The 26,211-nt window shown below is 35.2% G+C and carries 29 protein-coding genes, 2 tRNA genes and 1 pseudogene; 16 read left to right on the forward strand and 16 right to left on the reverse strand.

The features are described from left to right. The first annotated feature begins 3 nt into the window (after window positions 1-3). Both AC13DP_RS11370 and AC13DP_RS11375 read left to right on the forward strand, forming a co-directional pair. The gene (locus AC13DP_RS11370; RefSeq protein WP_013070453.1) at window positions 4-363 is read left to right on the forward strand and encodes a hypothetical protein; all 360 of its coding nucleotides are present in this window, start codon (window positions 4-6) and stop codon (window positions 361-363) included. After that, complete coding sequence (locus tag AC13DP_RS11375; protein ID WP_049771415.1) at window positions 341-1,378, forward strand: FAD:protein FMN transferase; 1,038 nt, start codon at window positions 341-343, stop codon at window positions 1,376-1,378. The genes AC13DP_RS11370 and AC13DP_RS11375 overlap by 23 nt, the downstream gene beginning before the upstream one ends. A gap of 272 nt (window positions 1,379-1,650) precedes the next feature. On the opposite strand, the gene AC13DP_RS11380 is transcribed toward AC13DP_RS11375, so the two are convergent. The 6 genes from AC13DP_RS11380 to gpmI form a co-directional block, all read right to left on the reverse strand. Then, window positions 1,651-2,424, reverse strand: a complete 774-nt coding sequence (locus AC13DP_RS11380) for a class I SAM-dependent methyltransferase (protein ID WP_347405818.1) — start codon at window positions 2,422-2,424, stop codon at window positions 1,651-1,653. A gap of 69 nt (window positions 2,425-2,493) precedes the next feature. Then, entirely contained in the window at window positions 2,494-3,060 is a 567-nt protein-coding gene (locus tag AC13DP_RS11385) for an HNH endonuclease (protein WP_013070456.1), read from the reverse strand. Next, a complete protein-coding gene (gene map, locus AC13DP_RS11390) occupies window positions 3,053-3,868 on the reverse strand; it encodes a type I methionyl aminopeptidase (protein ID WP_013070457.1) in 816 nt (271 codons plus the stop codon). The genes AC13DP_RS11385 and map overlap by 8 nt, the downstream gene beginning before the upstream one ends. A gap of 19 nt (window positions 3,869-3,887) precedes the next feature. Next, window positions 3,888-4,298, reverse strand: coding sequence for a BT0820 family HAD-type phosphatase (locus AC13DP_RS11395; RefSeq protein ID WP_013070458.1), 411 nt, complete (start codon window positions 4,296-4,298; stop codon window positions 3,888-3,890). 59 nt (window positions 4,299-4,357) lie between these two features. Next, window positions 4,358-4,897: a thioredoxin family protein gene (locus tag AC13DP_RS11400; RefSeq protein WP_483067845.1), complete on the reverse strand. Its 540-nt coding sequence runs from the start codon at window positions 4,895-4,897 to the stop codon at window positions 4,358-4,360. A gap of 19 nt (window positions 4,898-4,916) precedes the next feature. Then, window positions 4,917-6,434, reverse strand: a complete 1,518-nt coding sequence (gene gpmI / locus AC13DP_RS11405; RefSeq protein WP_483067846.1) for a 2,3-bisphosphoglycerate-independent phosphoglycerate mutase — start codon at window positions 6,432-6,434, stop codon at window positions 4,917-4,919. A gap of 376 nt (window positions 6,435-6,810) precedes the next feature. Between gpmI and AC13DP_RS11410 the strand changes: the two genes are divergently transcribed. After that, the gene (locus AC13DP_RS11410) at window positions 6,811-7,572 is read left to right on the forward strand and encodes a murein L,D-transpeptidase catalytic domain family protein (protein ID WP_041579627.1); all 762 of its coding nucleotides are present in this window, start codon (window positions 6,811-6,813) and stop codon (window positions 7,570-7,572) included. 188 nt (window positions 7,573-7,760) lie between these two features. Here AC13DP_RS11410 and AC13DP_RS11415 read toward each other — a convergent pair whose 3' ends face one another. Further along, a complete protein-coding gene (locus AC13DP_RS11415) occupies window positions 7,761-8,048 on the reverse strand; it encodes a GNAT family N-acetyltransferase (protein ID WP_041578676.1) in 288 nt (95 codons plus the stop codon). Window positions 8,049-8,053: 5 nt separating this feature from the next. Then, window positions 8,054-8,602 (reverse strand): ClpP family protease, encoded by a 549-nt coding sequence (locus AC13DP_RS11420; RefSeq protein ID WP_013070463.1) that lies wholly within the window; start codon window positions 8,600-8,602, stop codon window positions 8,054-8,056. A 65-nt stretch (window positions 8,603-8,667) separates the two neighbouring features. Between AC13DP_RS11420 and AC13DP_RS11425 the strand changes: the two genes are divergently transcribed. After that, window positions 8,668-9,093 (forward strand): GNAT family N-acetyltransferase, encoded by a 426-nt coding sequence (locus AC13DP_RS11425; RefSeq protein ID WP_347405815.1) that lies wholly within the window; start codon window positions 8,668-8,670, stop codon window positions 9,091-9,093. Window positions 9,094-9,144: 51 nt separating this feature from the next. Next, window positions 9,145-9,217 (forward strand) — tRNA-Gly (locus AC13DP_RS11430). Window positions 9,218-9,536: 319 nt separating this feature from the next. Here the strand turns inward: AC13DP_RS11430 and AC13DP_RS11435 are convergent. The 4 genes from AC13DP_RS11435 to rho all read right to left on the reverse strand — a co-directional run bounded on the left by AC13DP_RS11435 (window position 9,537) and on the right by rho (window position 13,920). Beyond that, entirely contained in the window at window positions 9,537-10,016 is a 480-nt protein-coding gene (locus AC13DP_RS11435) for a hypothetical protein (protein ID WP_483067847.1), read from the reverse strand. 76 nt (window positions 10,017-10,092) lie between these two features. Then, window positions 10,093-11,451, reverse strand: coding sequence for a HAMP domain-containing sensor histidine kinase (locus AC13DP_RS11440; protein WP_483067848.1), 1,359 nt, complete (start codon window positions 11,449-11,451; stop codon window positions 10,093-10,095). Then, complete coding sequence (locus tag AC13DP_RS11445; RefSeq protein ID WP_483067849.1) at window positions 11,435-12,148, reverse strand: response regulator transcription factor; 714 nt, start codon at window positions 12,146-12,148, stop codon at window positions 11,435-11,437. Before AC13DP_RS11445 ends, AC13DP_RS11440 begins: the two co-directional genes overlap by 17 nt. 113 nt (window positions 12,149-12,261) lie before the next feature. After that, window positions 12,262-13,920, reverse strand: a complete 1,659-nt coding sequence (rho, locus tag AC13DP_RS11450; RefSeq protein WP_347405812.1) for a transcription termination factor Rho — start codon at window positions 13,918-13,920, stop codon at window positions 12,262-12,264. Between the two features lie 198 nt (window positions 13,921-14,118). On the opposite strand from rho, the gene AC13DP_RS11455 reads away from it, so the two are divergent. Beyond that, on the forward strand, window positions 14,119-14,529 hold the full coding sequence (locus AC13DP_RS11455) for a DUF4293 domain-containing protein (RefSeq protein WP_228250978.1): 411 nt from the start codon (window positions 14,119-14,121) through the stop codon (window positions 14,527-14,529). 589 nt (window positions 14,530-15,118) lie between these two features. On the opposite strand, the gene AC13DP_RS11460 is transcribed toward AC13DP_RS11455, so the two are convergent. Then, complete coding sequence (locus AC13DP_RS11460) at window positions 15,119-15,616, reverse strand: metallophosphoesterase family protein (protein WP_347405811.1); 498 nt, start codon at window positions 15,614-15,616, stop codon at window positions 15,119-15,121. Window positions 15,617-15,718: 102 nt separating this feature from the next. On the opposite strand from AC13DP_RS11460, the gene truA reads away from it, so the two are divergent. The 4 genes from truA (at window position 15,719) to AC13DP_RS11480 (ending at window position 20,119) form a co-directional block, all read left to right on the forward strand. Then, on the forward strand, window positions 15,719-16,471 hold the full coding sequence (gene truA, locus AC13DP_RS11465; RefSeq protein WP_347405810.1) for a tRNA pseudouridine(38-40) synthase TruA: 753 nt from the start codon (window positions 15,719-15,721) through the stop codon (window positions 16,469-16,471). Beyond that, complete coding sequence (locus AC13DP_RS11470; protein ID WP_013070473.1) at window positions 16,461-18,230, forward strand: ABC transporter ATP-binding protein; 1,770 nt, start codon at window positions 16,461-16,463, stop codon at window positions 18,228-18,230. Before truA ends, AC13DP_RS11470 begins: the two co-directional genes overlap by 11 nt. 130 nt (window positions 18,231-18,360) lie before the next feature. Continuing rightward, on the forward strand, window positions 18,361-19,245 hold the full coding sequence (locus tag AC13DP_RS11475; protein ID WP_483067850.1) for a hypothetical protein: 885 nt from the start codon (window positions 18,361-18,363) through the stop codon (window positions 19,243-19,245). A 10-nt stretch (window positions 19,246-19,255) separates the two neighbouring features. Continuing rightward, a complete protein-coding gene (locus tag AC13DP_RS11480; RefSeq protein WP_013070475.1) occupies window positions 19,256-20,119 on the forward strand; it encodes a hypothetical protein in 864 nt (287 codons plus the stop codon). A 31-nt stretch (window positions 20,120-20,150) separates the two neighbouring features. On the opposite strand, the gene cdaA is transcribed toward AC13DP_RS11480, so the two are convergent. Next, window positions 20,151-20,927, reverse strand: a complete 777-nt coding sequence (gene cdaA, locus AC13DP_RS11485; protein WP_013070476.1) for a diadenylate cyclase CdaA — start codon at window positions 20,925-20,927, stop codon at window positions 20,151-20,153. Window positions 20,928-20,965: 38 nt separating this feature from the next. Beyond that, entirely contained in the window at window positions 20,966-21,790 is an 825-nt protein-coding gene (gene folP, locus AC13DP_RS11490) for a dihydropteroate synthase (RefSeq protein WP_483067851.1), read from the reverse strand. 91 nt (window positions 21,791-21,881) lie between these two features. Between folP and AC13DP_RS11495 the strand changes: the two genes are divergently transcribed. From AC13DP_RS11495 to AC13DP_RS11520, 6 genes are all read left to right on the forward strand, one after another. After that, window positions 21,882-22,430, forward strand: coding sequence for a DUF1599 domain-containing protein (locus AC13DP_RS11495; RefSeq protein WP_041579629.1), 549 nt, complete (start codon window positions 21,882-21,884; stop codon window positions 22,428-22,430). 24 nt (window positions 22,431-22,454) lie between these two features. After that, entirely contained in the window at window positions 22,455-23,549 is a 1,095-nt protein-coding gene (locus AC13DP_RS11500) for a BT_3928 family protein (RefSeq protein ID WP_483067852.1), read from the forward strand. Window positions 23,550-23,681: 132 nt separating this feature from the next. Next, window positions 23,682-24,434: a triose-phosphate isomerase gene (gene tpiA / locus AC13DP_RS11505; RefSeq protein WP_013070480.1), complete on the forward strand. Its 753-nt coding sequence runs from the start codon at window positions 23,682-23,684 to the stop codon at window positions 24,432-24,434. Window positions 24,435-24,436: 2 nt separating this feature from the next. Continuing rightward, complete coding sequence (prmA, locus tag AC13DP_RS11510; protein ID WP_347405807.1) at window positions 24,437-25,270, forward strand: 50S ribosomal protein L11 methyltransferase; 834 nt, start codon at window positions 24,437-24,439, stop codon at window positions 25,268-25,270. A 59-nt stretch (window positions 25,271-25,329) separates the two neighbouring features. After that, the gene (locus AC13DP_RS11515) at window positions 25,330-25,599 is read left to right on the forward strand and encodes an ATP-dependent Clp protease adaptor ClpS (RefSeq protein ID WP_013070482.1); all 270 of its coding nucleotides are present in this window, start codon (window positions 25,330-25,332) and stop codon (window positions 25,597-25,599) included. Window positions 25,600-25,784: 185 nt separating this feature from the next. Further along, window positions 25,785-25,858, forward strand: a tRNA-Arg gene (locus AC13DP_RS11520). Here the strand turns inward: AC13DP_RS11520 and AC13DP_RS11525 are convergent. Further along, window positions 25,824-26,211 (reverse strand): annotated as a pseudogene (locus AC13DP_RS11525) (recombinase family protein); the annotation flags it as partial. The gene AC13DP_RS11520 and the pseudogene AC13DP_RS11525 sit on opposite strands and share 35 nt — an antisense overlap.

Here is a 26,211-nt window from a genome sequence, read left to right on the forward strand (position 1 = left end):
AGCATGGCGAACGAATTATCAAAACAAGAACTTCATAACCTCGCGATGAATGTAGTAGGGAAAGACCTTGAAAAAAAAGGATATGAATTTTTAGGGGTAAACAGTAGTATAAAAGCAAATCCTCAATTTGTAGCATTAAAAGACAAGAAACTTCATTTTGTAGTGGTTCGTGCTATTAATTATCCTATGGATCCTAGGATAATGGACAGGGTGTATATGGAAACAATGAAGCAACATGCTTCTAAGTTTGAGGCGAGAACATTTTACGCCGGTGTTGGGATCGCAAATGCTAAAGATTATGAATTACCGGTAACTCACGAAGAAAATTATATTATCAATTATGATGGCTGGCAGGAAATTTAAGGTTTTAGTATCAATATTAGTTCTTTTTATCGCCTTTAGTTTTAGCGCTTGTGAAGGCAATGAATTTGAAGAACAGAATTACTCAGGTAATGCTTTGGGTACTTCCTACCACATAAAAATTTTTACAGGAAAGGAAGATTTACAAATCGAAAAAGGATTGGATAGTGTTTTTCAGGTAATAAATAAGTCTATGAGTACTTATTGGGAAGATTCTGATATCTCTTTGATCAATCGCGGAATAGATTCTATAAAAGTCGACGCAAACTTTCAAAATGTTTTTAAAGCTTCAGAACAAATTTATAAAGAAACTAATGGCTATTTTGATCCCACTGTAGGTAATTTAGTCAATGCCTACGGATTTGGTCCTGACAAAAGCCTGGAAGCATTAGATGTAGATACTATAGACTCCTTACTGCAATATGTAGGATTCGATAAATTGAAGTTGACTGATGAAGATCGTATTGCAAAAGAAAATCCACACATTTATCTTGATTTTAATGCCATAGCAAAAGGATACACAATAGATGTTATTGCAGAATATTTTGAAAATAAAGGCATACATAATTATTTAATTGAATTGGGAGGAGAACTAGTTAGTAAAGGAGAGCACATTACAAAGCAGAAGCCTTTTATTGTAGCTATAGATGATCCATTGCAAGAAGAAGGGGAAAGAACCTTTCAGGCTACTTTAAAGCTAAAAAACAGGGCTATGGCGACATCTGGTAATTATCGTAAGTTTAGAGTAGATTCGACTACCGGAGAGCGTTTTGTGCATACCATAAACCCGCTTAACGGAAAACCGGAAAGAAGCAATTTGCTGAGTGCCTCGGTTTTAGCTGAAAGTTGCATGTTGGCTGATGGATACGCAACCGCATTTATGGCTTTGGGATTAGAAAAAGCGAAAAAATTATCCTTAGAATTAGAGGATGTGGATGTTTATTTTATCTATGCTGAAAACGATTCCATTAAAGTATATGCTTCTGCAGGATTTCAAGAAAGCTTGCTTACGGATTGATTCTGATAGAATAGGTTTGGTTTGGGTTCACTCCATGATGATATAATTAGTTTCAGTACCGATGTTGCTGTATCTGTGGGCGTAGACATCGAAAAAAAGAACTTGTAATAAGATCAACTAGTTTTAACTACAAAACTCTTGCTATAATCATTTGGTTAAACTATGTAAATATTCCATAGCGTTTGTTCCAGAAATTTGCATAATCTTTAGATTATTCCTTCATAGACTTTACTGAGCCTTTACATAGAAATTCTTAAAAGGGTAGAGGTGATTTAAGCCGTTGGCTTAAGGCATACCGGGATAATTTCTCCCTTAGCAAGCCGAAATTTATCAACTTCAGCAGGGGATAACTCTTCTGTAAAATTTACTTCCTCAACTTTAAAGCCTATACTTCTTAACTTTTCAAAATAGTCTCTTCCATAAATACGCACATGGTCATATTGGCCAAAAATACGTGCTCTTTCTTTAGGATCTGTAATACTATTATCTTCAAAAGTAGTAGAGCGATCTAATTCTTGCGGAATTTGTAAAATAGCGGTACCTCCTGGTTTGAGCACACGTAGGATTTCCTGCATGGCTTTAGTATCATCGGGGATATGTTCTAAGACATGATTGCATAAAATAAAATCATATTGATTGTTCTTAAATGGAAGATTGCAGATGTCTGCCTTAACATCAGCTAAGGGAGAATTAAGATCTGTGGTAGTGTAATCGAGATTGCTTAAATTCCTAAAGCGTTTATAAAAGGCCTGCTCTGGGGCAAAGTGCAGGACTTTTATAGGAGCTTTAAAAAAGTTTGTTTTTAGCTTTAAATAAAGCCATAATAGCCGATGACGCTCTAAAGAGAGCGTAGAGGGTGATAAGACATTTTCCCGCTGATTCTCATACCCATATGGCAAAAATTTTTTAAAACTTTTGCCGTCTATAGGATCAGTATAGGTATTACCTCTTAGTGTTAGAACCAAAAATGGTTTAACAAAATAACTAAGACGTATTAATAACGGTCTTGGTACTGTATTGAGAATCTTTTTAAAGAGCCTTTTCATTTAAATATATCTTTCCGGAGCCAAAGATATTCAAATAAAATGCTTTCAGCAGGATTTTATATTGAATGTCTAAACTTCAATATCTCCCCAGTTCTCACCAGATTTAATACGGTAAAGTTGCATTTCGGAAACTCCAAATTGTTTTGCTAGAACTCGTATTCTTGTTTTTCTGTTTGGATCCAGCAATTTCTTTTTAAGAATAACCGCTTGTGCATAGGTTAATTTAGAATAAGAGGTCACTTTTCTAAGCTTACGTTTTTTCTTATTCTCTTTAACGCTAGGGCTGTGGTATTGATGTGCAACCCATTCGTCTTTGGTAGCCCATGCAATGTTCTCTACGCGATTATCATCTTTTTGGAAATTTTTATGAATTACATATTTATCACCTTCTTTTTTGTCAAGAAAAAGTTCTGCGACAATGCGGTGTATGTAATAAGTCTTGGATTTTCCAGACTTTAGTCTCACGGCAAAATTAAGGTAGCCTCCAACTCGGCCGCCACGCATTAATTCACCTTCTTCTTTGTTTTTTAGGAAGCTTACCAGTCTACCGTAATTAGATACTTTGTAGACAAAACGGTCTTCCCATTCTTCTTTGTGTAGGGTTTTCCAAACCTCTCCTCTGAAATTTTTAATCATAGGTTTTTGCTCTAAATTCGTCTTCTTCGTTACTTTCTATGCCTAAAGCTTCATAGATATAACTGAAGGTGGACAGCAGCTCCGGTTTGCCGTCGATTAAGGCTACATCATGTTCAAAGTGAGCACTTGGTTTATTGTCTGCAGTTAAAATAGTCCAGCCATCGGGAAGCTGTTTTATGCGGCGTGTTCCCAAATTCGTCATGGGTTCTATCGCAACAACCATTCCTTCTACAAATTTTTTTCCTCGACCTTTTCTGCCATAATTGGGCATTTCAGGGTCTTCGTGCATTTTAGCGCCAAGGCCGTGGCCAACAAGCTCACGAACAACTCCGTAACCATGGTCTTCAGTAAATTTCTGAATAGCATAGCCAACATCACCGACACGATTGCCGGCTTTGAATTCTCTTATTCCTACGTAAAGTGACTCTTTGGTAACCTCCAGGAGTTTTTTAGTTTCTGGGGCAATTTCTCCTACAGCAAAGGTATACGCATGGTCTCCGTAAAAACCATTTTTTAAAGCGCCACAATCAATAGAAATAATATCACCTTCTACAAGGGGTTTTTCGTTAGGAATCCCATGCACAACCTGCGCATTAGGACTCATACAAAGGGAATTTGGAAAATCGTACATTCCAAGGAATCCGGGATGAGCACCGTGGTCTCTTATAAATTCTTCAGCTAGCTTATCTAAATGAAGTGTAGTTACACCAGGTTTAACCTCTTTGGCCAGCATTCCCAGGGTTTTAGACACGATTTGTGCACTTTCCCTCATTAATTCAATTTGTTCCCTTGTTTTAGGTATAATCATTAGTGTTACTCTTTATACTTTAAAGTCTACCGAAAAATCGGTTTTTCTTCTTTTTAAATTGTTTTGGGTTTTTGCTCCCCGTTTTTTTAGAAATAATCTGATAGATTTCTCCCCAACCCATCATGCCACCTATGTTACGGTCATCAATAAAAATATCGGCCAAAATCTTACGACTTAGACTTTCATCAAAATTTTCTTCAGGGTAGCTTTTATTTACAGCATAGAAACTTATGCCATTATTTTTGCAAAATGTCACGGCCTCCTCTAAACGAGTGCCTTTGCGGTAAGTCCATAGAATAAGGTTATGACCATCTTCCTGTAGCTTTTTTAAAGTTTCAAAAGCAAACAAAAGTGGCTTACCTATTTCAGGGTACTTATTTTCTACAATAGTACCGTCAAAATCTATCGCTATTGTTAGTGTAGGGGACATAACGTTCAGCAAAATTAAATGAATAGCAATTAACTATCCGTTTTCAAATACTTATTTATTTACTCGGCATACGAATTTTTATAATCTTTACCGCTTACAATTTTAGCGATATCTTCTTCCAGGCTTTCCTGAGCAAATTCTACAAATCGGTTTACTTCCTTCCCATTTTTATAAAAAATTATTGTGGGAACGCGATTTAAATTCATCTTCTCCTCATATTTTTCAGGAGTAGATTTACTATAATCTACTGCTATTGCAGTAAGCTTGTCTAAGTTATAACCGCTTTCATCTAATATTTTAAAGAAACGAGGAGTTTCCCTTTTACTATCCCCGCACCAGGTCCCCATAAAGATCTTTATCTCATAGTCGTTAATATGATCTTTAATAGTTTCCATAGCTTTAGCGTTTGGTTCAAACTTTTCATATCTGGGCTCAAACCATTCAGCATAGGGCTCTTGCAATAAATCTGCCTTTTTAAATTTTCCTAGGAGCATACTTTGTTGAGTAGTAATCTGCTCGTTATTTTTACTCTCTTTGGATATATTTATGGTGCTACAACCTAATAATACAGCAACCATAAAAGGAATAAATTTTGTCATTTTATCTGTGGCTTATTTATTAAATTAAGGGATCCTGAGTCATTAATTCTGGTTTTTCAATTCCCATTAATTTTAAAATTGTTGGTGCAATATCGCCTAATTTACCACTTTTTATCTCTTTTACATCTTTATCTAAAAGAATTAACGGCACGGGGTTAGTGGTATGCGCAGTATTAGGAGAGCCATCTTCATTAATCATGGTTTCACTATTACCGTGATCTGCGATTACGATTACAGAATAATCATTATCCATTGCTGCCGTACATACATCTTTAGCACATTCATCTACGGTTTCGCATGCTTTAACTGCCGCTTCAAAAACACCGGTATGGCCAACCATATCTGGGTTAGCAAAATTTAAACAAATAAAATCAGCAGATTTTTTATTTAATTCTGGAATAATTTTATCCCTAATTTCATAGGCGCTCATTTCTGGTTTTAGATCATATGTAGCTACTTTGGGGGAGTTGCACATAATTCTTCTTTCTCCTTTAAAAGGTTCTTCACGCCCGCCGGAGAAGAAAAACGTAACGTGTGGATATTTTTCGGTTTCAGCAATTCTTATTTGCTTTTTACCTACAAATTCTAATACCTCACCTAAAGTACTTTTTATATTTTCTTTTTTAAAGATAACGTTTATGTTTTTGAAGCTATCATCATATTTAGTCAGCGTTACATAATATAAAGGCATTTTCTTCATATCGTATTCTGGAAAATCGTCCTGACTTAAGGCTTGTGTTAATTGTCTACCACGATCTGTTCTAAAATTAAAGAAAATGACCACATCTTTTTCCTGTAATTTAGCAACAGGCGTGCCATCTTCGCTGGTAACAACAATTGGCTTGATAAATTCATCGGTAATACCTTCATCATAACTTTCCTGTACAGCCTGAACGGGATTTTGAGTTTTTTTGCCTTCTCCTTTTACAATCAGATCATAAGCTTTTTCTTCTCGTTCCCATCGTTTATCTCGATCCATCGCGTAATAGCGGCCAATTATAGATGCTAATTTACCATTGGTTTCTTTTAAATGCTCTTGTATCTCCTCTACAAAACCTTTACCAGAATGTGGATCAACGTCACGACCATCTGTAAAGGCGTGTAAATATTTCCTTTTTATACCATAATCTTCAGCTGCACTTAAAAGCCCTTTAATATGATTAATGTGAGAGTGTACACCACCATCACTTAAAAGCCCCATAAAGTGAATAGGCTTATCATTTTTTTTGGCATATTCAAATGCTTCGCGCAATGCAGGCTCTTCAATAAGTGTTTTGTTTTCTACGGCCTGATTGATCTTTACCAAGTCCTGATATACTACACGACCCGCTCCCAGGTTCATATGTCCCACTTCACTATTTCCCATTTGTCCTTCAGGTAAACCAACATTCATTCCGTCAGTTCTTAACTGGGCATGTGGATACTTTGCAGAAATTTCGTCTATAAATGGAGTTTTGGCTTTGGCAACAGCAGAGACTTCTTCATTTTGAGTTTGTCCCCAACCGTCTAATATCATCAATAATACCTTCTTGTTCATCGTAATGGTGTAAATTTTGGATAAATATAAAAACAAATTAAAAGTTGGCTAAAAGAAGCCCCCTTAATCTTTTATTAAAGTTATCGACTTTTTGGCGAAAAAAATGAATGTTTTGAAATAATTCTTACGAAAACGTTTTAAAATATTAATTATTCACTTTTGTAATTAATTTTAACAAAATTAAATTTTAACATTTTATAATTGAGTTTATACAATATCGATGCTCACTATACGTTTCTTGCTTAGATCTGTTAGTGATTTGTTTAAGGTGTTTAATAGGTTATGTTCCAGATAAATGCCATAAAAATTGTGCAGATATGTTATTTTTTGTATGTTGGCAAAAATTTTAGATAAAATTAACAAAACAAACCCCAGAATGACGAAACGATTAATGGCTGTAGCGGTAGTTTTAATGTTTTCAACTGCCTTTTCGGGATCCACCTCCATCACAGAAATTCCTATTAAAAAAGAGCAAAAATTATTAGCAGAATTAAATAATTTTGAAGTAAAAAGAACCGAGCTTACTTTTGAAGATAAGGTTGGGATGCTTTACGACACCTTTAAAGATAAAAGTGAAAGTATGCCACTGCTTGGAACTTTTGAAAATGCTATGAAAGGTTATTATAAACTGGAAGATGAGGGTAAAGTAAAAAATAAGATACTTACTATCATAGACTTTGACCTTTCTTCTAAAAAGAAAAGGTTTTGGGTTTTAGATATGGAACATCAAGAAGTAATATTTAATACCTACACATCTCACGGCAAAAATTCTGGTTGGGAATTTGCTAAAACCTTCTCTAATGCAGTAAATAGTCATAAAAGTAGTTTAGGTTTTTATGTGACCGGCGAAACTTACTATGGTAAAAATGGGCTGTCGCTTTTTATAGATGGGATGGAGAAAAACTTTAATAGTAATGCAAGAAAACGCTATGTAGTTATTCATGGATCTGACTATGTAACCGAAAAGTTTATTGATAGTAGAGGTAGGGCCGGCCGTAGTTATGGCTGTCCTGCGATACCCAGACTTATTTCTAAAGAGATTATCAATACAATAAAAGGGAAATCTGTTGTTTATATCAATAAGAGTTCTAAGGATTATTTATCCGGGAGTACTTTCTTAAATGAGAAAGCTTCTTAATAAAAAAGCAATTTATAAGATAGTTTAAAAAAACAGAGGCTGAAATTATATAATTTCAGCCTCTGTTTTTTTTATCATCCTGATAGCTATTGGTGTCATCGGGATATCCTTAAATATAAAAAGATGTTCAATCATATACTGCCTCATAGGTTATTCATATACCCTGAAGATTTTCCTGATTGGATTTATTAAGCCCTAACATCTGAGTACTCGCTATATCGATCAAACATCACTTCGGCAAACGGGCACAATGGTTCAATTTTAAGATTGTTATTTCGCGCAAAATGGACTGCTGCTGCTACCAATTCAGTAGCTTTTCCCTGCCCTTCGTACTGGCGTTTTACTTCAGTATGATCGATGGTGATGACGCCTTCTGAGTTTTTGGTATACGTAAGTTCGGCAATAGTGCCTTTTTCACCTTCCATATAAAACATGCCCATGCGGTCGTTTTCTCTATGTTTAATTGGGCTTTCCATAATTATTATTTTAAAATAGCGTCAACAATACCGTAATCCAGAGATTCCTTTGCATCCATCCAGTAATCACGATTAAAATCTTTCATTACTTTTTCTACTGTTTGACCGCAATTTTCAGCAAGTATTTTAGCGCTAAGTTCTTTGGTTTTTAAAATTTCTGTGGCTTGAATTTCAATATTGGACGCCTGACCTCTGGCGCCACCAGAAGGTTGGTGAATCATAACCTTAGCATGTGGTTGAATAAAGCGCCTTCCTTTTTTTCCTGCAGAAAGAAGTATAGATCCCATGGACGCTGCAAGACCGGTGCAAATAGTGGAAACCGGCGCATCTATAGCCTGGATGGTATCATAAATGGCAAAACCATCGGTTACATAGCCACCCGGACTATTAATGTAAAGTTGGATTTCTTCTTTTCCTTCCAAATCAAGATAGATTAAACGATCGATAACGTGTTTGGCCGATTTATCATCAACAGGTCCCCACATAAAAATTTTACGTTCGTCTAAGAATTTAGCGTCTATTTTATCCTGAATTTTTCCTGGCTTATCTTTCATTATGATTTCTTTTCAAAAAATTATTATCCTATAAAAATAGAATTAATTTTGAAGAAAAATAAAATTTGGAGCTTTCATTTAACAGGATTTTAAAGGGAGAGATTGATCTTATTATTCCACTCATCCAACAACTTGCTATAACGTCTATTCCAGCCGAAATTTTAAAAGAACGATTTAATCAGATGTTTTCTCAAAACTATACCTGTTATGGTATTTTTGATAAAAATAAAATTATTGGTGTTTTTGGGATATGGGAAATGACCAGGCATTATGCCGGTAAAATGTATGAAGTAGATCATATAGTAATAGCTGAAGAATATCGAGGAAAAGGAATAGGGAAACAGTTATTTTCTTTTATAGACGAACTCGCCAGAAAAAATAAGGCTGCTACGGTGGAATTAAATACGTATGTTGAAAATTTTAGGTCTCATAAATTCTATATGAACGAAGGTTATGTGATTAGAGGTTATCATTTCCAGAAAAAATATTGAAAAATATTTGGAGAAAAACCCTAATCTAATTTATATTTGCCATCGCTTTAGGCGGGAGTAGCTCAGTTGGTAGAGCGTCAGCCTTCCAAGCTGAATGTCGCCGGTTCGAACCCGGTCTCCCGCTCTTAAAAACCCTGTTAGTACATCTGGCAGGGTTTTCTTTTATAACAAATATATTAGTTCTGAATAATTTGATATGGAAGTTATTAAAAGTAAAGCCCCGCATTGCGAGGCTTTTTAATTTCCTAAAATAGTATTTATTACGGCCATTACCTTAGGAAAAAGTTTTAATAAAATTCCCGGCAGGGTAACCACATGTTAAGGATATCAGAAGTGAACGCAAAAATATGATGAAAGAAGTAACAGCGATCACCCTAGCCGAAAATTAACCTATTAACTAACAACCAAAATTAAGTGTATAGGTACTAACTAATCAAACAATCTTAAGAAGCCGATAATCTGGCTAATGTATTATTGGAGACAACATTCATTGCCGTGGGATATTCTACATTTATAATTTCTATTTCTGAATCTTTTAAAAAAGGAACGATATTAAATACATTTTTTCTTTTGCATTTCAGCGCTCGTCCATCAGATGGTAGATAAGCATGGGTTATTTTTTGGCCTTCTATAAAATTGTTAAAAGCATTTTTAGTGCCGCCAAAAAATATATCTATGGTTAATGAATTGATAACGTCTTCATGTTTCTTTTCAATAATAGTAATTGCTTTATTAAATGTTTCAGATTTTAATTCCTCCAAATAATCTTCTTTTGAATAAAAAAGAAGTTCTGTAATCGATGAAGAAAGTGAAGCCCCATAAGCTAATACAATATTAGTTAATTGCTGACAGTCATCTAATGCACGCTCTAAGAGTATTAGAGAATTTACAGACAAATCTGTAGGAATTAAAATCTTTCTCATAGCAATTTTGTTTGTAACAAACTTATCCTATGCTTGTTAAAATGCTATTAATACCAGATTAAAATGTCATTAGAATTTATGGTGCGATAGGAATCTTAATTTCCATTACAGTGCCCTCGGCTTTAGAAGAAGTAGCTATAACACTGCCATTGTGCATTTTAATTACATTTCGAGTAAGTGGAAGACCAATTCCGTAACCATGAAAATTTTCCGTATTACTACCCCTAAAAAACGGATCGAAGATATAAGGAAGTTCATTTTCTGGAATACCAATACCTTTATCTTTTACGGTGATAATTACATTTTTGTCTGAAGCTGCCAACGCAAAATTTACTTTCCTGTTTTTGGAATATTTACAGGCATTCATGACTACATTGGATATTGCCAGATGTAATAATTGAGTATTGCCGTTTACTGTGAGTTTATCAGGGTTTTCTGGTAATGAATCAAAATCCAGATGAATCACAGCTTCGGGATAAATTTTTTCTACGGTTTCTTTAACATCGATTACAAGTTCGTCTATTCTTAAGCTGATAAAGGTCTGTGCTTTACCATCATAACCAGTTTGAGCTAAAAACAATAAAGCTTTGGTTTTTTTATCGAGTTTGCCGGCATCTTCTAGAATATTTTTTAGTGATAAAATGTATTCTTCTTTAGAACGTTCTTTTGCAAGGGTGACATCGGCTTCACCAATAATTGAAGTAAGCGGCGTGTTTAGTTCATGAGAGGCATTGCTTATAAAATTTTTTTGCGTTTCGAAGGAGGTTTCGAGCCTGTTAAGCATATTGTTAAAAGTAGAAGTAAGACTGCGTAGCTCTTCGTTATCTTGAGGTTCTTTTAGACGAAAATTGAGATTTTCGGTACTGATTTTTTTCATATCACCAATAATCATTTGAAGGGGTCTAAGAACCCTTCTGGAAAAAAACCAGGCAATAAAAATAATGATCAAAATGGATATTAGAGAAGCGATAAAAAGGAGATTCCTTAAATAAACTATATGATGGGTATTGTAATAGTTTTCTGCGGAAACAATGACCAGGTAATCTTTGCCGCGATTATGGTATTTGATTCCTGAATAAAATGTGTTTTTATTTTTATAATATGCCCGTTTTAAATTTTCGATCTCTTCAAGGAAGGAAACTGGGATAGATAGATTGGATTTTGAATGAATATCAAACTGTTGTAAATCAATAATTGTTATTTTTTCATTAGGTAATTCTTCCAGAAAATCCTGGCGTATCTCTTTAACGACATTAATATCCTGGTCGTCCTCTAACTCGATCTTAGCCATGGTAATCGCCCTAATCTCCAGTCTTTTGTAAAAATCTGTGTACGAATAATCACTAATAGAAAAAAAGATAAAACCGCTAAACACAAGAATGTAAGCAAGGAATATAGAAGTAAGAAAAAGAATAATTTTATTCTGTGTCTTCATCGTCCTCTTTTAAAACGTAGCCCATGCCAATCACGGTGTGAATAAGTCGCTCATTATTTTCCTTTTCCAGTTTTTTGCGTAGATAATTTACATAAACATCTACCACATTGGTGCCAATATCGTAGTTTACACCCCATACATTTTCTAATAATTCGGTGCGGGAAATTACTCTGCCGGGGGCTTTTAAAAATGCAAGTAAAAGTTTATATTCTGTACTGGTAAGTGCTATTTTTTTTGTGTTTCTGGTGACTGTTTTGGAAGAGTCGTTTACTTTAATATCTGAAAATCTATAACTGTTATCAGGGATATTTGAATTAAAATTTCTGGATCGGCGTAATAAACTTTTTACACGGGCAATAAGTTCGATAAACTTAAAAGGTTTGGCCAGGTAATCGTCGGCGCCACTATTGAGTCCCATAGCTATATTTTCTGAGCTTCCCAGTGCTGTTAAAAATAGAATAGGTACATGAGTGTTTTCTTCTCTAACAGCTTTGCAAATTTCCAAACCATTCATTTCTGGTAACATAATATCCAGTATAAGCAGGTCAAATTTATTAGCACTTGCCATTTGGTAGCCTTCCTTTCCGTTTAAAGCAATGCTTACTTCAAATCCTTCTTCGGTGAGTCCTTTATTGATGAAGGCACAAACTTTTGCGTCGTCTTCAACAAGTAATATTTTAGCGTTCTTTGTATCCATAGTAATTCTAGCTATGCCTAAAATAAAAAGAAATTTTTCAATTCAGGACGAAATTGGGTAATAAAAAAGCGGCTGTTAAAGCCGCTTTCTATAATTCTAAAGAAATCTTTTAATTAGCCGTTCATGCTAATAAGAAACTCCTCATTATTGTTGGTTTGTTTGATTTTTTGCTGAATAAATTCCATCGCTTCTACAGGATTCATATCAGCAAGATATTTTCGCATAATCCACATACGCTGTATAGTATTTTCATCTAAAAGAAGATCGTCACGACGCGTACTTGAAGATATAAGATCGATCGCTGGGAATACTCTTCGGTTAGAAATTCTACGATCTAGCTGAAGTTCCATATTTCCTGTTCCTTTAAATTCTTCAAAGATAACCTCATCCATCTTAGAACCTGTATCGGTAAGGGCAGTAGCAATAATAGAAAGTGAACCACCACCTTCAATATTACGTGCAGCACCAAAGAAACGCTTAGGTTTATGTAAAGCGTTAGCATCTACACCACCACTCAAAACCTTACCACTGGCAGGCTGTACGGTATTATATGCTCTGGCAAGACGTGTAATAGAATCTAGTAAGATTACAACATCGTGACCACATTCTACAAGACGTTTTGCTTTCTCTAATACAATATTGGCAACTCTAACATGCTCATGAGCTTCTTTGTCAAATGTAGAGGCAACAACTTCACCCTGTACGTTTCGTTGCATATCTGTAACTTCCTCAGGACGTTCATCGATCAAAAGGATAATTTGATATACTTCAGGATGGTTCGCAGCAATGGCATTGGCAATGTCTTTTAATAACATTGTTTTACCGGTTTTAGGTTGCGAAACGATCATACCACGTTGTCCTTTCCCGATAGGAGAAAATAAATCCATCACTCTTGTAGAAATAGAACTTTCTTTATCAGCGATATTAAATTTTTCTTTGGGGAAAAGTGGCGTAAGGTGTTCAAAAGAAACACGATCTCTTACTACCTGTGGGTCAAGACCATTAATTTTATTGATTTTAATCAGAGGGAAATATTTTTCACCTTCTTTTGGAGGTCTTATTTGCCCTAATACGGTGTCTCCTGTTTTTAAACCAAAAAGTCGAATTTGGGATTGTGATACGTAAATGTCGTCAGGAGAAGTAAGGTAATTGTAATCTGAGGATCTTAGGAAACCATAGTTGTCCTGCATGATGTCTAAAACACCTTCGCTTTCGATAATAGCATCAAACTCATAATCCGGCTCACGGTACCTGTTGCGATTGTCACGGTTACCGTTATTTTTATGATTATTATTGTTGTTATTGTCGTTACGGTTATCCTTTTTATTATTTCTGGAATCTTTACGATTATTAGTACTTCTGTTATTATTCCTAGAAGCATTATCATCGTTTTTAGACGATTCTTTCTCCTTTTTAGGAGCTTTACTTTCTGGTTTAGAAGTACTGTCCTGGTAGTTTTTCGCAGGACTTTCATCTTTAACTTCTAGTTTTGCTTCTGGAGTCGTTTCTTCAGCCTTCTTAGGTCTGCCAGGTTTTTTATCACTACCAATTTTCTTTCTTGGTCTTTTTGGCTTATCCTCGGTTTTTTTCTCTTCGGCCTTTTCTTCTTGTAGAGCTTCTTTGGTCTTTGCAGGGTTAGCAGCCTGGTAGTCTAAAATTTGGTAAACAAGATCTAGTTTTTTAAGACTTCTAAACTTTGGGACGTTTAGAGATTTAGCAATCTCCTGAAGCTCAGGTAGCTTTTTAGCTTTTAATTCAGAAATTTCAAACATGAATGGTCAAGAATAAATTTGTTTGGATTGATTGTAATAAACTTCTTTTGGAAGAATAGAAAAATATTTTTTTGGAGTCATAAGTAACCTGTAAAGAACCGGTTACGAAATGTGTATGCAATTATACAACTTTATTTGTAAAAATTGCTGTTTTTTCTAAAAACTTTATTTTATTTTTGTGACCAGATTTTAGAGAATATGCTTCAACGTATACAAACAGTTTATTTACTTATCGCAGCAATAGTAAGCCTTGGGCTTATATTTGTATTTGCTTTGTGGCAAAGTGAAGAAGGGAGTGCAGTTTACGCTCAGGATCAATTAACGATATTTATCATGTTTATTGCTTCTGGATTATTATCTTTGATCAGTATTTTTATGTTTAAGAATAGAAAGCTCCAATTTGTATTGGGGCGTATCAATATCATATTAAACTTTTTTTTACTAGGAGTGTTTGTTTATTGGTCGCTAAGCTTACCCGGAGAAATGAATATTTCAGAGAAGGGTATTGGGATGTTTCTTCCGATCATTTCTATCGTTTTTCTAGTTCTGGCGAATAAAGCCATTAAAAAGGACGAAGATCTTGTAAAATCTGTAGACCGATTACGATAAGCCTATCATCTTAGTAGTATTAGTGCGTTAAGAACCCGAAGTGAAAACTTCGGGTTTTTTTATGGAGAAGTTTTTAGGTTTAGAAACAGTTTTAAAGTTAGAAAGTGAAAAGCACATCGTAATTCTACACATTTTTAATATAGAAAATGGCTCAATACTTAGGAATCAAGAGCCAGAAACCAGAAAATTTAGACAAAAAATAGCGTGTAGATTTTATTCAATTTGAAAATGCGCTAATGAGATGATTGATAGTCGGGATGAAGAATACGAAAATGAGTCGGGCGGAAATTGATACAAAGGAAAATAGATTTTTTTATTTCATTTTTTTAAATTTTGAATCGGGGTGAAAATGCTAATCTGTAGGGTTGGGGTTTGAGAAAATGTCAAACCTTACTGTAAGCTATTCGCTCTTATTTTGGACACTTCGACACGATTTCTTCGAAATCACTCAGTGACCTCAATTATAAGAGGGGCTGAGTAATTTTTTAAAAGAAAAATGAATCGAAATCATAGTGATGAAGGGGAAAAGAAAGCTCAAAACAACTAAAATGGTGATTCGAAGAAATCTGCAAACTGTAAAAGTCCCATATCACTTACCGGCTAGTTCTATAACTTCCAGGTCTTTAATATTTTCACCATCAATCACAAACCTTAGCATGGTACGTTGTTTATGCCAGCCATGTTTTCCGGCTGCTCCGGGATTCATATGGAGCAGCCCCAGGTCTTTATCCATCATAACTTTTAAAATATGCGAATGTCCGCAAATAAATAATTTAGGGGGATTTTGTCGAATCTCATCCCTTACCGCAGGGCTGTATTTTTTGGGATAGCCTCCGATATGGGTGATCCAAACATCTACACCCTCGCACATCCAGCGCTGATTTAAAGGGAACTCTTTTCTGATTTCCGTATTATCAATGTTTCCATACACAGCAATAAGTGGTTTCCCCGTTGCTTTTAACTTATCGCTTATCTCTATGCTTCCAATATCGCCGGCATGCCAAATCTCATCGGCTTGTTCGGCATAATGGATAATTCGGTCATCAATATAAGAGTGCGTATCGCTTAATAATAGAATTTTTTTCAAAGTAGAAATGTTTTCAGGGGTTAAAGCTTATGCTTAAATACAATTTAGCAGAATAAATGCCTTATCTTTGTACGCTGCAAAATTAGAAAATTCAGTTAAGCTTTGAGGTATTTTATAGATTTAGCCTATTTAGGTACTGCTTATCATGGTTGGCAAATTCAACCAGAAGCCGTAAGCGTTCAGCAGGTACTACAGGAGGCACTTTCAAAAATCCTTCAACAAAATATAGAGGTAGTAGGAGCGGGGCGAACAGATGCCGGTGTACATGCCAAACAAATGTATGCTCATTTTGATGCGGATTTGAACTGTGATGAAAAAACACTTCAATTTAAACTGAATTCATTTTTGCCAAAGGATATTTCGATTCGCCAACTTTTTAAGGTGCAGTCGCAGGCCCATGCACGGTTTGATGCCTGTAGCCGAAGTTATGAGTATCATATTGTCAATTTTAAAGATCCTTTTAAAATCGATTTGGCCTACTATCTTTTAAAGCAACCGGATATCGAAAAAATGAATCGTGCGGCTGCTATGTTGAAAGATTACACTAATTTTAAGTGCTTTTCAAAAAGCCGAACGGATGTAAAGACGTATAATTGTAATATTACAGCAGCTTTTTGGGAACAATCTAAAGATGAGCTCATATTTCATATTACGGCAGATCGTTTTTTACGAAATATGGTTAGGGCGATCGTAGGCACATTGTTGGATATTGGCCTTGGAAAAAAATCGGTTGAATTTTTGAAAGAAATCCTAAAAAGCGAAGACAGAAGTATGGCGGGAACCTCGGTTCCGGCACATGGTTTATATTTAACCAGAATAGAATACCCTAAAACAGCACTATTTGATGGCCTCTAAAACGGGAAACGCATTTGATTTTGATCTTTTTAAGCGCTTGCTTAGATATACCAATCCCTATAAATTAACTTTTTATTTTGTAGCTATTACGGCTATTTTATTATCGTTTTTTGCGGTGGCAAGGCCTTATTTATTGCAGGTAACCATAGACGATTCTATTACTCCAAAAGATAACGGGAATTTAATTTTCTACGTGTCTTTAATGATTGGTTTTCTTATTCTTGAAGTCACCTCACAATTTTTCTTTATCTATTTTGCCAATTTACTAGGACAAAATGTAGTACGTGATTTACGGGTAAATTTGTTTAAGCATATGCTTCAGTTTAAGATGAAGTATTATGACAAATCTGCTGTTGGACGATTGGTGACCCGTGCCGTGAGTGATATCGAAACGATTTCCAGTATTTTTAGTCAGGGACTTTTTATGATTATCAGCGATTTGCTAAAGATGATTGTCGTACTTGGGTTTATGTTTTATAAAAGCTGGCAGTTAACCTTACTGGTGATAACAGTATTGCCATTTATTATTTATGCGACCCGGGTATTTCAGAAAAAAATGAAAATCGCTTTTGAAGATGTACGTACACAGGTGGCCGATTTAAATACTTTTGTGCAGGAGCGGATTACCGGGATGAAGATCGTTCAGTTATTCAATCGCGAAAAATCGGAATATAACAATTTTAAAAATATCAACGACAGGCATAGAAAAGCATGGGTGAAAACCGTTTGGTATAACTCGATTTTCTTCCCTATTGCAGAAATGTCTACCTCGATCACCGTTGGTCTTATCGTATGGTTTGGAGGTTTACAGGCAGTAAATGATAATCCTAATATCACCCTTGGTGTGATTATCGCATTTATCGAATTATCGCAGATGTTATTTAGACCCTTACGCCAAATCGCAGATAAATTTAATACCCTGCAAATGGGGATGGTAGCGGCTAATCGAGTATTCGGGATTTTAGATACCGATTCTACAATTAGTGATGAAGGTGAAAAACAACTACAATCGATTAAAGGAGATATAGAATTTAAAAATGTTCGATTTAGCTATGTGGAAGGAGAAGAAGTATTACGCGGAGTGAACTTTACCGCTAAAGCAGGTGAAACGATCGCGATTGTTGGAGCCACCGGAGCCGGAAAATCTACTATTATTAATTTATTGAACAGATTTTATGAGATCGATAGTGGAACGATCGCTGTTGATGGAATAGATATCAAAGACGTGACCATAAAATCACTACGGTCTGAAATCGCGGTGGTGCTTCAAAATGTATTTTTGTTTGCCGATACGATTATGCATAATATCAAATTAGATAATCCAGATATTACTGAAGATGATGTAATCACGGCTGCAAAGCAAATTGGGATTCATGATTTTATAAGTTCGTTACCCAATGGGTATCATTATAATGTAAAGGAACGCGGAGTAATGTTAAGTTCAGGGCAACGTCAATTGATCTCTTTCTTAAGGGCTTACGTTAGTAATCCCAGTATTTTGGTGTTGGACGAAGCAACCTCTTCAGTAGATACTTATAGTGAGCAGCTTATCCAGGAAGCGACAGATAAAATTACCAAAGGCAGGACTTCGATTGTTATTGCTCACCGATTGGCGACTATTAAGAAAGCCGATAAGATCATGGTAATGGATAGTGGTGAAATTGTAGAGATGGGAACCCACGATGAATTATTGCTTAAAGAAAACGGGCATTATCGTAAACTCTATGAAGTGCAGTTTATGGCTGAAGAATCCATTTAAATCCTTTCCTTAATCGAAAATAGAACGTATCTATTAATTGGTTTTGATCAACGTTGATTTTTTAGTTACCGTATGCAATTTTCGATAAAATATACGTTGTGTTTTGAGGCCTCGTTGAAGTTTAAAAATAATGACACATCAAGATTACAAGTTGATGCTAGGCATCTGTTCAAAAAAAATATGTCGACTAATCATTTTTATAACCATTTTACTTTTTGGGATTATACCGCCTGCATTCTCGCAAGGTGTAAATTTAAATGCTATCGAGGAGTTTAGATATAAAGGATCTAAAGAAAGTTTATTACGATTAAAAATGGAGGTAGAGAATTTTGAAGAAGATGGTCTTCATTTTTTACGAGTTCAAAAAGTAAATTCAGCTATAGATGATACTGGAAACAGTTTGGGGTGGCACAATGGTTATCCTAATGAAGGACAGTGGGGCAGAAGCCGGTATTTCAATTTCAATTTCCAGGCGCCTTCAAGAGAAGCAACATCCTTAAAAAAACTTTCAGCAGTAATCGAACATTTTACCGTTTCAAAAGAAACAAACTCTTTATTGTCTATTGAAAATTTAATGCAAAAAAAAGAGATCGATTTTTTAGCTGATTTAGGTGAAGAAACAAAATTGATTTTGCTGAATTTCGAAAAATTAAAAGAATTAAGAGACAGACCTGGTTACAAACCTTATATTGAAAATTTACACGAAGATCTTGGTATGGGAAACACGTTGGAAGAGGCTACCCGGTTTGTAGAAAAGCTTTTCTATTTTTCTTATGAGGACCTGGAGAGTCATTTGTTTTTTTATAAAAAAGATCCGGAAAACAGAATATTCAGATTGGATGTTTTTAATGGTGAAGGCGAAAAAATCAATACTGGATATTCCTATGCAAAAGAAAAAATTGTGTTGTACTTAGCTGAAGCGCCAGACGAAAATACACGTTTAGAAATTATGTATGAGCATCCCGATGCCATCGATAAAATGGAGTTAAACTTAAATAATATTGCACTACCTTAAATTATTCAGGGTGAAAAATCTTTTCTTTTTTGCATTTATAAGTATCATGTTTTGCAGCACAATAGGTGCGCAGGAATTTCATGTTTTTCTCCAAGATATTCAGGAAATCAGGACAAGTGTTTTTGCAGATGATGCCAGACGAAAAGTGGTTAATCAGCTTAAAATTCTTACTTCTGTAAATGGTATTACACTGGATAAAAATCATCTTATAAAATTACAGAGCCTTAAAGTTTTGGATGACAAAGGAGAAGTGCTGCAACTTATCGACACTTCTATAAGGGAACAATATTCTTCAAGAAAATCCAAGGAAATCGTTTTAGAAACTCCAAGCCGTAAAGCTAAAAAAATTACAATTACCGGCACTTTAAACTATTTTACACCTACCCAAGAAAATAAAGCTTATATACGTATCGACAATTTTATAGAACGTATTGGGGAAAATTTGTTGAGTGATCACCCTAAAAAAGCACAGCTTAGTATTTTAAAGCACGAAAAACTATCTAAATTAGAAGTTGAAATCGATAAAAGTATAACAAAAGATATGGAGGAGCGCTACGAAGAATTGAGCGAGCAGGAAGTTTTAGACATAGAACTTTCAAGAAAAATCCTAAAAGATATAGTGCGAAGAGGAACAGATAACCGCGCTCATTTTATTAATTTCAAAATATATCCTTCACCAAAAGATTTTCATAGCATTAAAGTATACAATGAAAAAGATCAGCTTATTTCTTATGGTTTTGCTTCCGTAGAACAACTTTATCAAATTAATTTAAGCGAAGAGCCAACATCTGGAAGTTATATTGAAGTTATTTTGGAAAATAATACAGCGATAAAACAACTGGATTTTAGTTTAGAGAATATCTACTTGCCATAAGATATTTTTCAGTTTAATTAATAATTAAACATTATCTCAAATCTTCTTTTAAGCGTTCCCGTAATTCGGTATTGCTCTCGAACATGGTAAATTCTCCGTCTCGTATATAAGAAATTTGTCCGGTCTCTTCACTTACAACAAGAGCTAGAGCATCGGTTTTTTCCGTAATTCCAACAGCAGCACGGTGTCTTAACCCAAAACGAAGCGGTATAGACCGGTCATTAGAAACAGGTAAAATCACTCTTGTTGCGGTTACTTTGTTTTCTTCAATAACCATGGCGCCATCATGCAATGGACTATTTTTAAAAAAAATAGACTCGATGATAGGTTGGTTAAGCTCTATATTCATCTCGTCTCCACTATTTTTAACAAAATCCAACTTTGTACTTCTTTGGATTACTATTAACGCCCCTGTTTTGGTGCGTCCCATAGATTCACAGGCATCAACGATCACATCTATATTCGTAGCGCCATCGTCAGAATCGTTACGGGTAAATTTTAAATTTCTGAAAAAACGTCCGTTATAAGTGATATTAGCAGAGCCAATCATTAATAGGAATTTCCTTATTTCTTGTTGAAAAACCACAATTAAGGCAAACATTCCCACACCCACAAACTGGTCTAAAACGCTACTTAAAAGTTCCATTTGAAGTAGCTGGGTAAGTCGCCAAACCAGGTATATGATCACAATACCAATAAAGATATTTACTGCAACCGTACCTCTAACCAGTTTATATACATTATACAGAAGGATTGCGATAAGAACAATATCGAGAATATCCAGGAATCGAATACTTAAAATATCCAAATTTGCGAGGTTTTTATGTAAAAATAGAAAATAAAAGATTATTTGCTGAAAAGTGATACTAATTTTATAGTCTCCATGGCTTCTTTAACATCATGAACCCTTAAAATAGCAGCCCCTTTGGTAAGCGCTAAAGTATTAAGAACGGTGGTGCCGTTAAGAGCTTTTTTAGGTGAAATGTTCAAAGTTTTATGAATCATGGTTTTTCTCGAAATACCGATTAATACAGGAAGTTTAAAACTAGAAAAAAGCGCTGATTTTTTTAGTAATTCAAAATTTTGATCTGTTGTTTTTGCAAAGCCAAAGCCAGGATCTAAAATAAGATCATTAATCCCTAAGGTTCTCGCTTCTTTAATTTTTTCAGAAAAATAATAGGTGATATCGCTTACCAGGTCGTCATATGCTGTTAGTTGCTTCATTGTTTTTGGCGTACCGCGCATATGCATCATAATATACGGGACTTGATGTTGTGCAATTATACTCATCATTTTTTCGTCCAGACGACCAGCCGAAATATCGTTAATCAATGCTGCACCAGCCCCTATAGCTTCTTCAGCAACTTTGCTTCTAAAGGTATCCACAGAAATTAAGATTTCAGGGAACTCCTTTACCAAAAGTTCTATGGCAGGCACTACCCGTTTTAATTCTTCGTTCTCAGCAACATTTTCGGCATCAGGCCTACTGCTATACCCACCAATATCAATAAAAGTAGCGCCTTCTTCCATCATCATTTCTGCTTTTTTAAGAATATCGCTTTTATTTTGCGTTCGGCTATCTTCGAAAAAAGAATCCGGTGTACTATTTAATATGCCCATCACTTTGGGAGAAGAAAGGTCGGTAAGCCTGCCTTTGCAATTGATCGTCATGCCGTTAGAAGTTTTAAAATTTTTGGCGCTTTAAAATAATTTTGACCAGCTGGAATATTTGCCCGAAATTTACGCAAATTACCACGGTTTTATGCAAGATACCTCCAAACAATACAATGCGGTAATACAAATCTGTCGCAGTTTGTTTATCAAAAAAATGAAAGATTATGGTTGTGCCTGGCGAATTTTAAGGTTGCCTTCGCTAACCGACCAGATTTTTATCAAAGCGCAACGAATAAGAAAGCTTCAGGAGAATGAAGTAAGAAAAGTAGATGAAGATGAAAAATCTGAATTTATCGGAATTATTAATTATTCGATTATGGCGCTTATTCAGTTAGAAAAAGGAATTGCAGATCAACCGGATTTGGAAGGAGAAGAAGCGATTCAACTTTATGACGAAAAGATTACGGCCACGAAAGAACTAATGATGAACAAAAATCACGATTATGGTGAAGCCTGGCGTGACATGCGTATTAGCTCGTTAACCGATTTAATTCTTCAGAAATTATTACGTGTAAAACAAATTGAAGATAATAAAGGACAAACTTTAGTGAGCGAAGGTATTGATGCTAACTATCAGGATATGATCAATTATGCGGTCTTTGCTATGATTCATTTCACCGAAGCCGAAGAAAAATAATATTCAAAAACCACCAGAATTAAGATGAAGTTATTAGTGAAATTCGCCCGTATCTTTGTTGGGATACTTTTTATTTTTTCAGGATTTATAAAGCTGAATGATCCTATAGGCTTCTCTTATAAACTTCAGGAGTATTTTTCACCAGAAGTGTTAGGTTTAGATTTTCTATCTCCTTTTGCGCTGGTGATTGCGATCTTAATTTGTGTGTTTGAACTGGTGTTGGGAATTATGCTACTAATTGGCTATTTACCAAAGTTTACGATGTGGAGTTTGTTATTAATGATTATTTTTTTCACGTTCCTCACATTTTACTCGGCTTATTTTAATAAAGTGACTGATTGTGGATGTTTTGGTGATGCCATACCGCTTACGCCCTGGCAAAGTTTTACTAAAGATTTAATCCTTTTGGTTTTTATTTTAATATTATTCTTTAACAAGAAGATGATCACACCGGTTTTTGTTCCCGCAAGTCATCGTTGGATCATTTTCCTTAGTTATATGCTTTGTTTTTTATATGCCTATTATGTATTAATGCATTTGCCGGTCATTGATTTTAGACCTTATAAAGTAGGGAATAATATACCAGAACTTCGCGATATTCCTGAAGGAGCTGCGACAGATGTTTTTGAGTATCACTGGAAATTTAATGTAGAGGGAGAAGAAGAAGTGGTGGTTACCGATGGTAGTTACCCGCAACACGAAGGAGAGTTTATAGAAGTAGATACTAAAATGATCGAAGAAGGTTACGTGCCGCCGATCCATGATTTTCAGATCTTAGATGATGGAGAAGATATTACTGCAGAAATTCTTGAAGCCGATAAAGTATTACTTATTGTTGCTTATGATCTAAACCTTACCGAAAAACAAGGTTATGAAGCTATCAAATCTTTAGAAAGAGAAGCCAACAGTAAAGGTTATGAAGTACTTGGTTTAACAGCTTCTGGGGATGTGCTAAAATCACAAATAAAAGAAGAATTTGGCCTTGATTTCCCTTTTTACCAAACCGATGCTACTGCACTTAAAACTGTGGTGCGAGCCAATCCAGGTATTTTAGTTTTAGAGCAAGGAACAATAACACAAAAAAAGCATTATTCAGATGCTTCATCTATAAAATTATAAGCAAATTCTAAAAAGTCTTAGAAGATTGATAAAAAGCGGCAAAAGCCTTTAGCACAAAAGACTTATGTGTAATCGAATCGGTATATTTGTAGAAATCAGCTTAAAATTTTAAACAATTCAGAAATTTAAATTATGAGAAAAAATATTGTAGCCGGAAACTGGAAAATGAATAACGACCTGGCACAAACCCAGGAACTAATTGCTGACCTTAAGAAGCAAATTTCGGCAGCCCCAGCAGCAACGGTAATGATAGCACCAACCTATACGAATTTATATCCTGCTTTTGAGGCTTTAAAAAATACACCCGTTATCGTAGCAGCACAAAATATGCATCAAAATGCAAGTGGAGCTTTTACCGGTGAAATCTCTGCAGCAATGCTAAAAAGTGTAGGCGTAGAAACAGTGATCTTAGGACACAGTGAAAGACGTGCTTATTTTAAAGAATCTAATGAGCTTCTTGCTGAAAAAGTAAATACCGCTTTAGAAAATGATATGACGGTAATTTTTTGCTTTGGAGAAGAATTAGAGGACCGTAAAGCCGATAAGCATTTTGATTTAGTTGAAAGTCAGCTTAAAGAAAGTTTATACCACCTATCTAAAGAGAGCTGGAAAAATATAATCCTTGCTTATGAGCCAGTTTGGGCGATTGGTACAGGAGAAACTGCATCGCCAGAGCAAGCGCAGGAAATGCATGCTTTTATAAGAAAAAGTATTGCGGATGCTTACGGAAGCGAAATTGCAGAAGAGGTTTCTATTCTTTATGGAGGTAGTGTGAAGCCAGCTAACGCGAAAGAAATCTTCGCTAAAGAAGATGTAGATGGTGGTCTAATTGGTGGAGCTAGTCTTAAAGCAGAAGACTTTTTAGCAATCGTGAACGCATTTTAAGAATGGCATCAAATTATCTTGAATTTCAGTTTAAAGTACACCCGCCGGTACCCGCTTCAGAAATATTAATTGCTGAATTAGGGTCTTTGGGATTTGAAAGTTTTGTGGAAAATGAAGATGGCGTTACAGCATATATTCTGAAAGAAGAGTTTAATGAAAATATGCTGACTGAGGTTCGGATATTAGATTCTGATGAATTTAAAATCTCCTATTCTTCTTCTGAAATACAACAGGTAAATTGGAATGAAGAATGGGAGAAAAATTTTCAGCCTATTGTGGTTGATGATATTTGTAGTGTACGGGCACCTTTTCATCCAAAACCAGAAACTGAGTTTGATATTGTCATCGAACCCAAAATGAGTTTTGGAACCGGGCATCATGCGACAACGCATATGATGATTCAGTTTATCCTGAAAAACGAATGGAAGGGAAAATCTGTCCTTGATATGGGCTGCGGAACCGGAGTTTTGGCCATTTTAAGTTCACAAAAAGGTGCAAATCCTGTTGAAGCCATCGATATTGATAACTGGTGTTACTTAAATACCCTAGAAAATATTGAACGTAATAATGTTCCCGAAATTAGCGTTAAAGAAGGAGGAGCAGAATTGCTGGGCGAAAAAAAATATGACGTGATAATTGCAAATATTAACCGTAATATTTTGTTGAATGATATGCAGAAGTATGTTTCGGTATTACAACCAGATGGCGATTTATATTTAAGCGGATTCTATAAAGGAGACATTCCGATTATTCAGGAAGCTTGTGAAAAGCTGGGATTAAAATTTCAGGAAAATCTTGAAAAAGATAAATGGGTGGCGGTAAAGTTTTCTTTATGAGAGTTTTAACTTGATTTTTTATATTTTTGTAAAGTATTCGAATTAAATTTTATACCCTTATGAGTACCCAAGAAGAAGTATTAGAGAAAGTAGAGACCAAGGTAGACAAAGAAAACGAGATAGTTTTATATAACGACGATTACAACACTTTTGATCATGTAATCGAAACTTTAATTTATGCCTGTGATCATACGCCAGAACAGGCCGAGCAGTGTTCAATTTTAGTGCATTATAAAGGAAAATGTACCGTTAAAACAGGTGCTTTTGCTGATTTAAAACCAAGATGTTCTAAGCTTTTAGATGCCGGTTTGAGTGCAGAGATCGTTTAAGTGAAGTTTGTTTACCCAACGCATTACTTGTTTTAATCAAATGAAATTGCTTATTACTCAACCTGAATGATTTATAATTTCGTATAGAATTTTTCTTAAAAAAACTTTCAAAAATTTTTCCTAATCTAAAATAAACAATATATTTGCACCCGCTTAAGGTTTTTGGCTTAAGCGAAACAAATAAAGGCCTCGTGGCGCAACTGAATAGCGCATCTGATTACGGCTCAGAAGGTTGCAGGTTTGAATCCTGCCGAGGTCACTTGATGGGACAAATTCAAAAATGATGAATTTGTCCCTTTTTTATTTCTATTTAAGTCTTTGTTTATCAATGTGATATACTTGATTGCTTCATTCACCCGGGTGGTTCGATATTCAAAACCGTCAAAAGTCAGATTTTCAGGAAAGACCGAACCAATAATCTTTCTTTTTTGCGTAATTGTCCCTGTTTCATACAAATAGCCCAATTGTGAAAGATTGCTGATTGCCTTATCCCACAGGGGTTCCACGTTTTGCGTGTCTGTAATCGAACTTGTGAGTTTGGCTTCCAGCCTGTTTATTTTTTTATCGGCATCCGCTTTCATCATTCGGTAATCGTCCGCTTCAATATCACCA

The sequence above is a fragment of the Zunongwangia sp. L-65 genome (assembly GCF_056859415.1).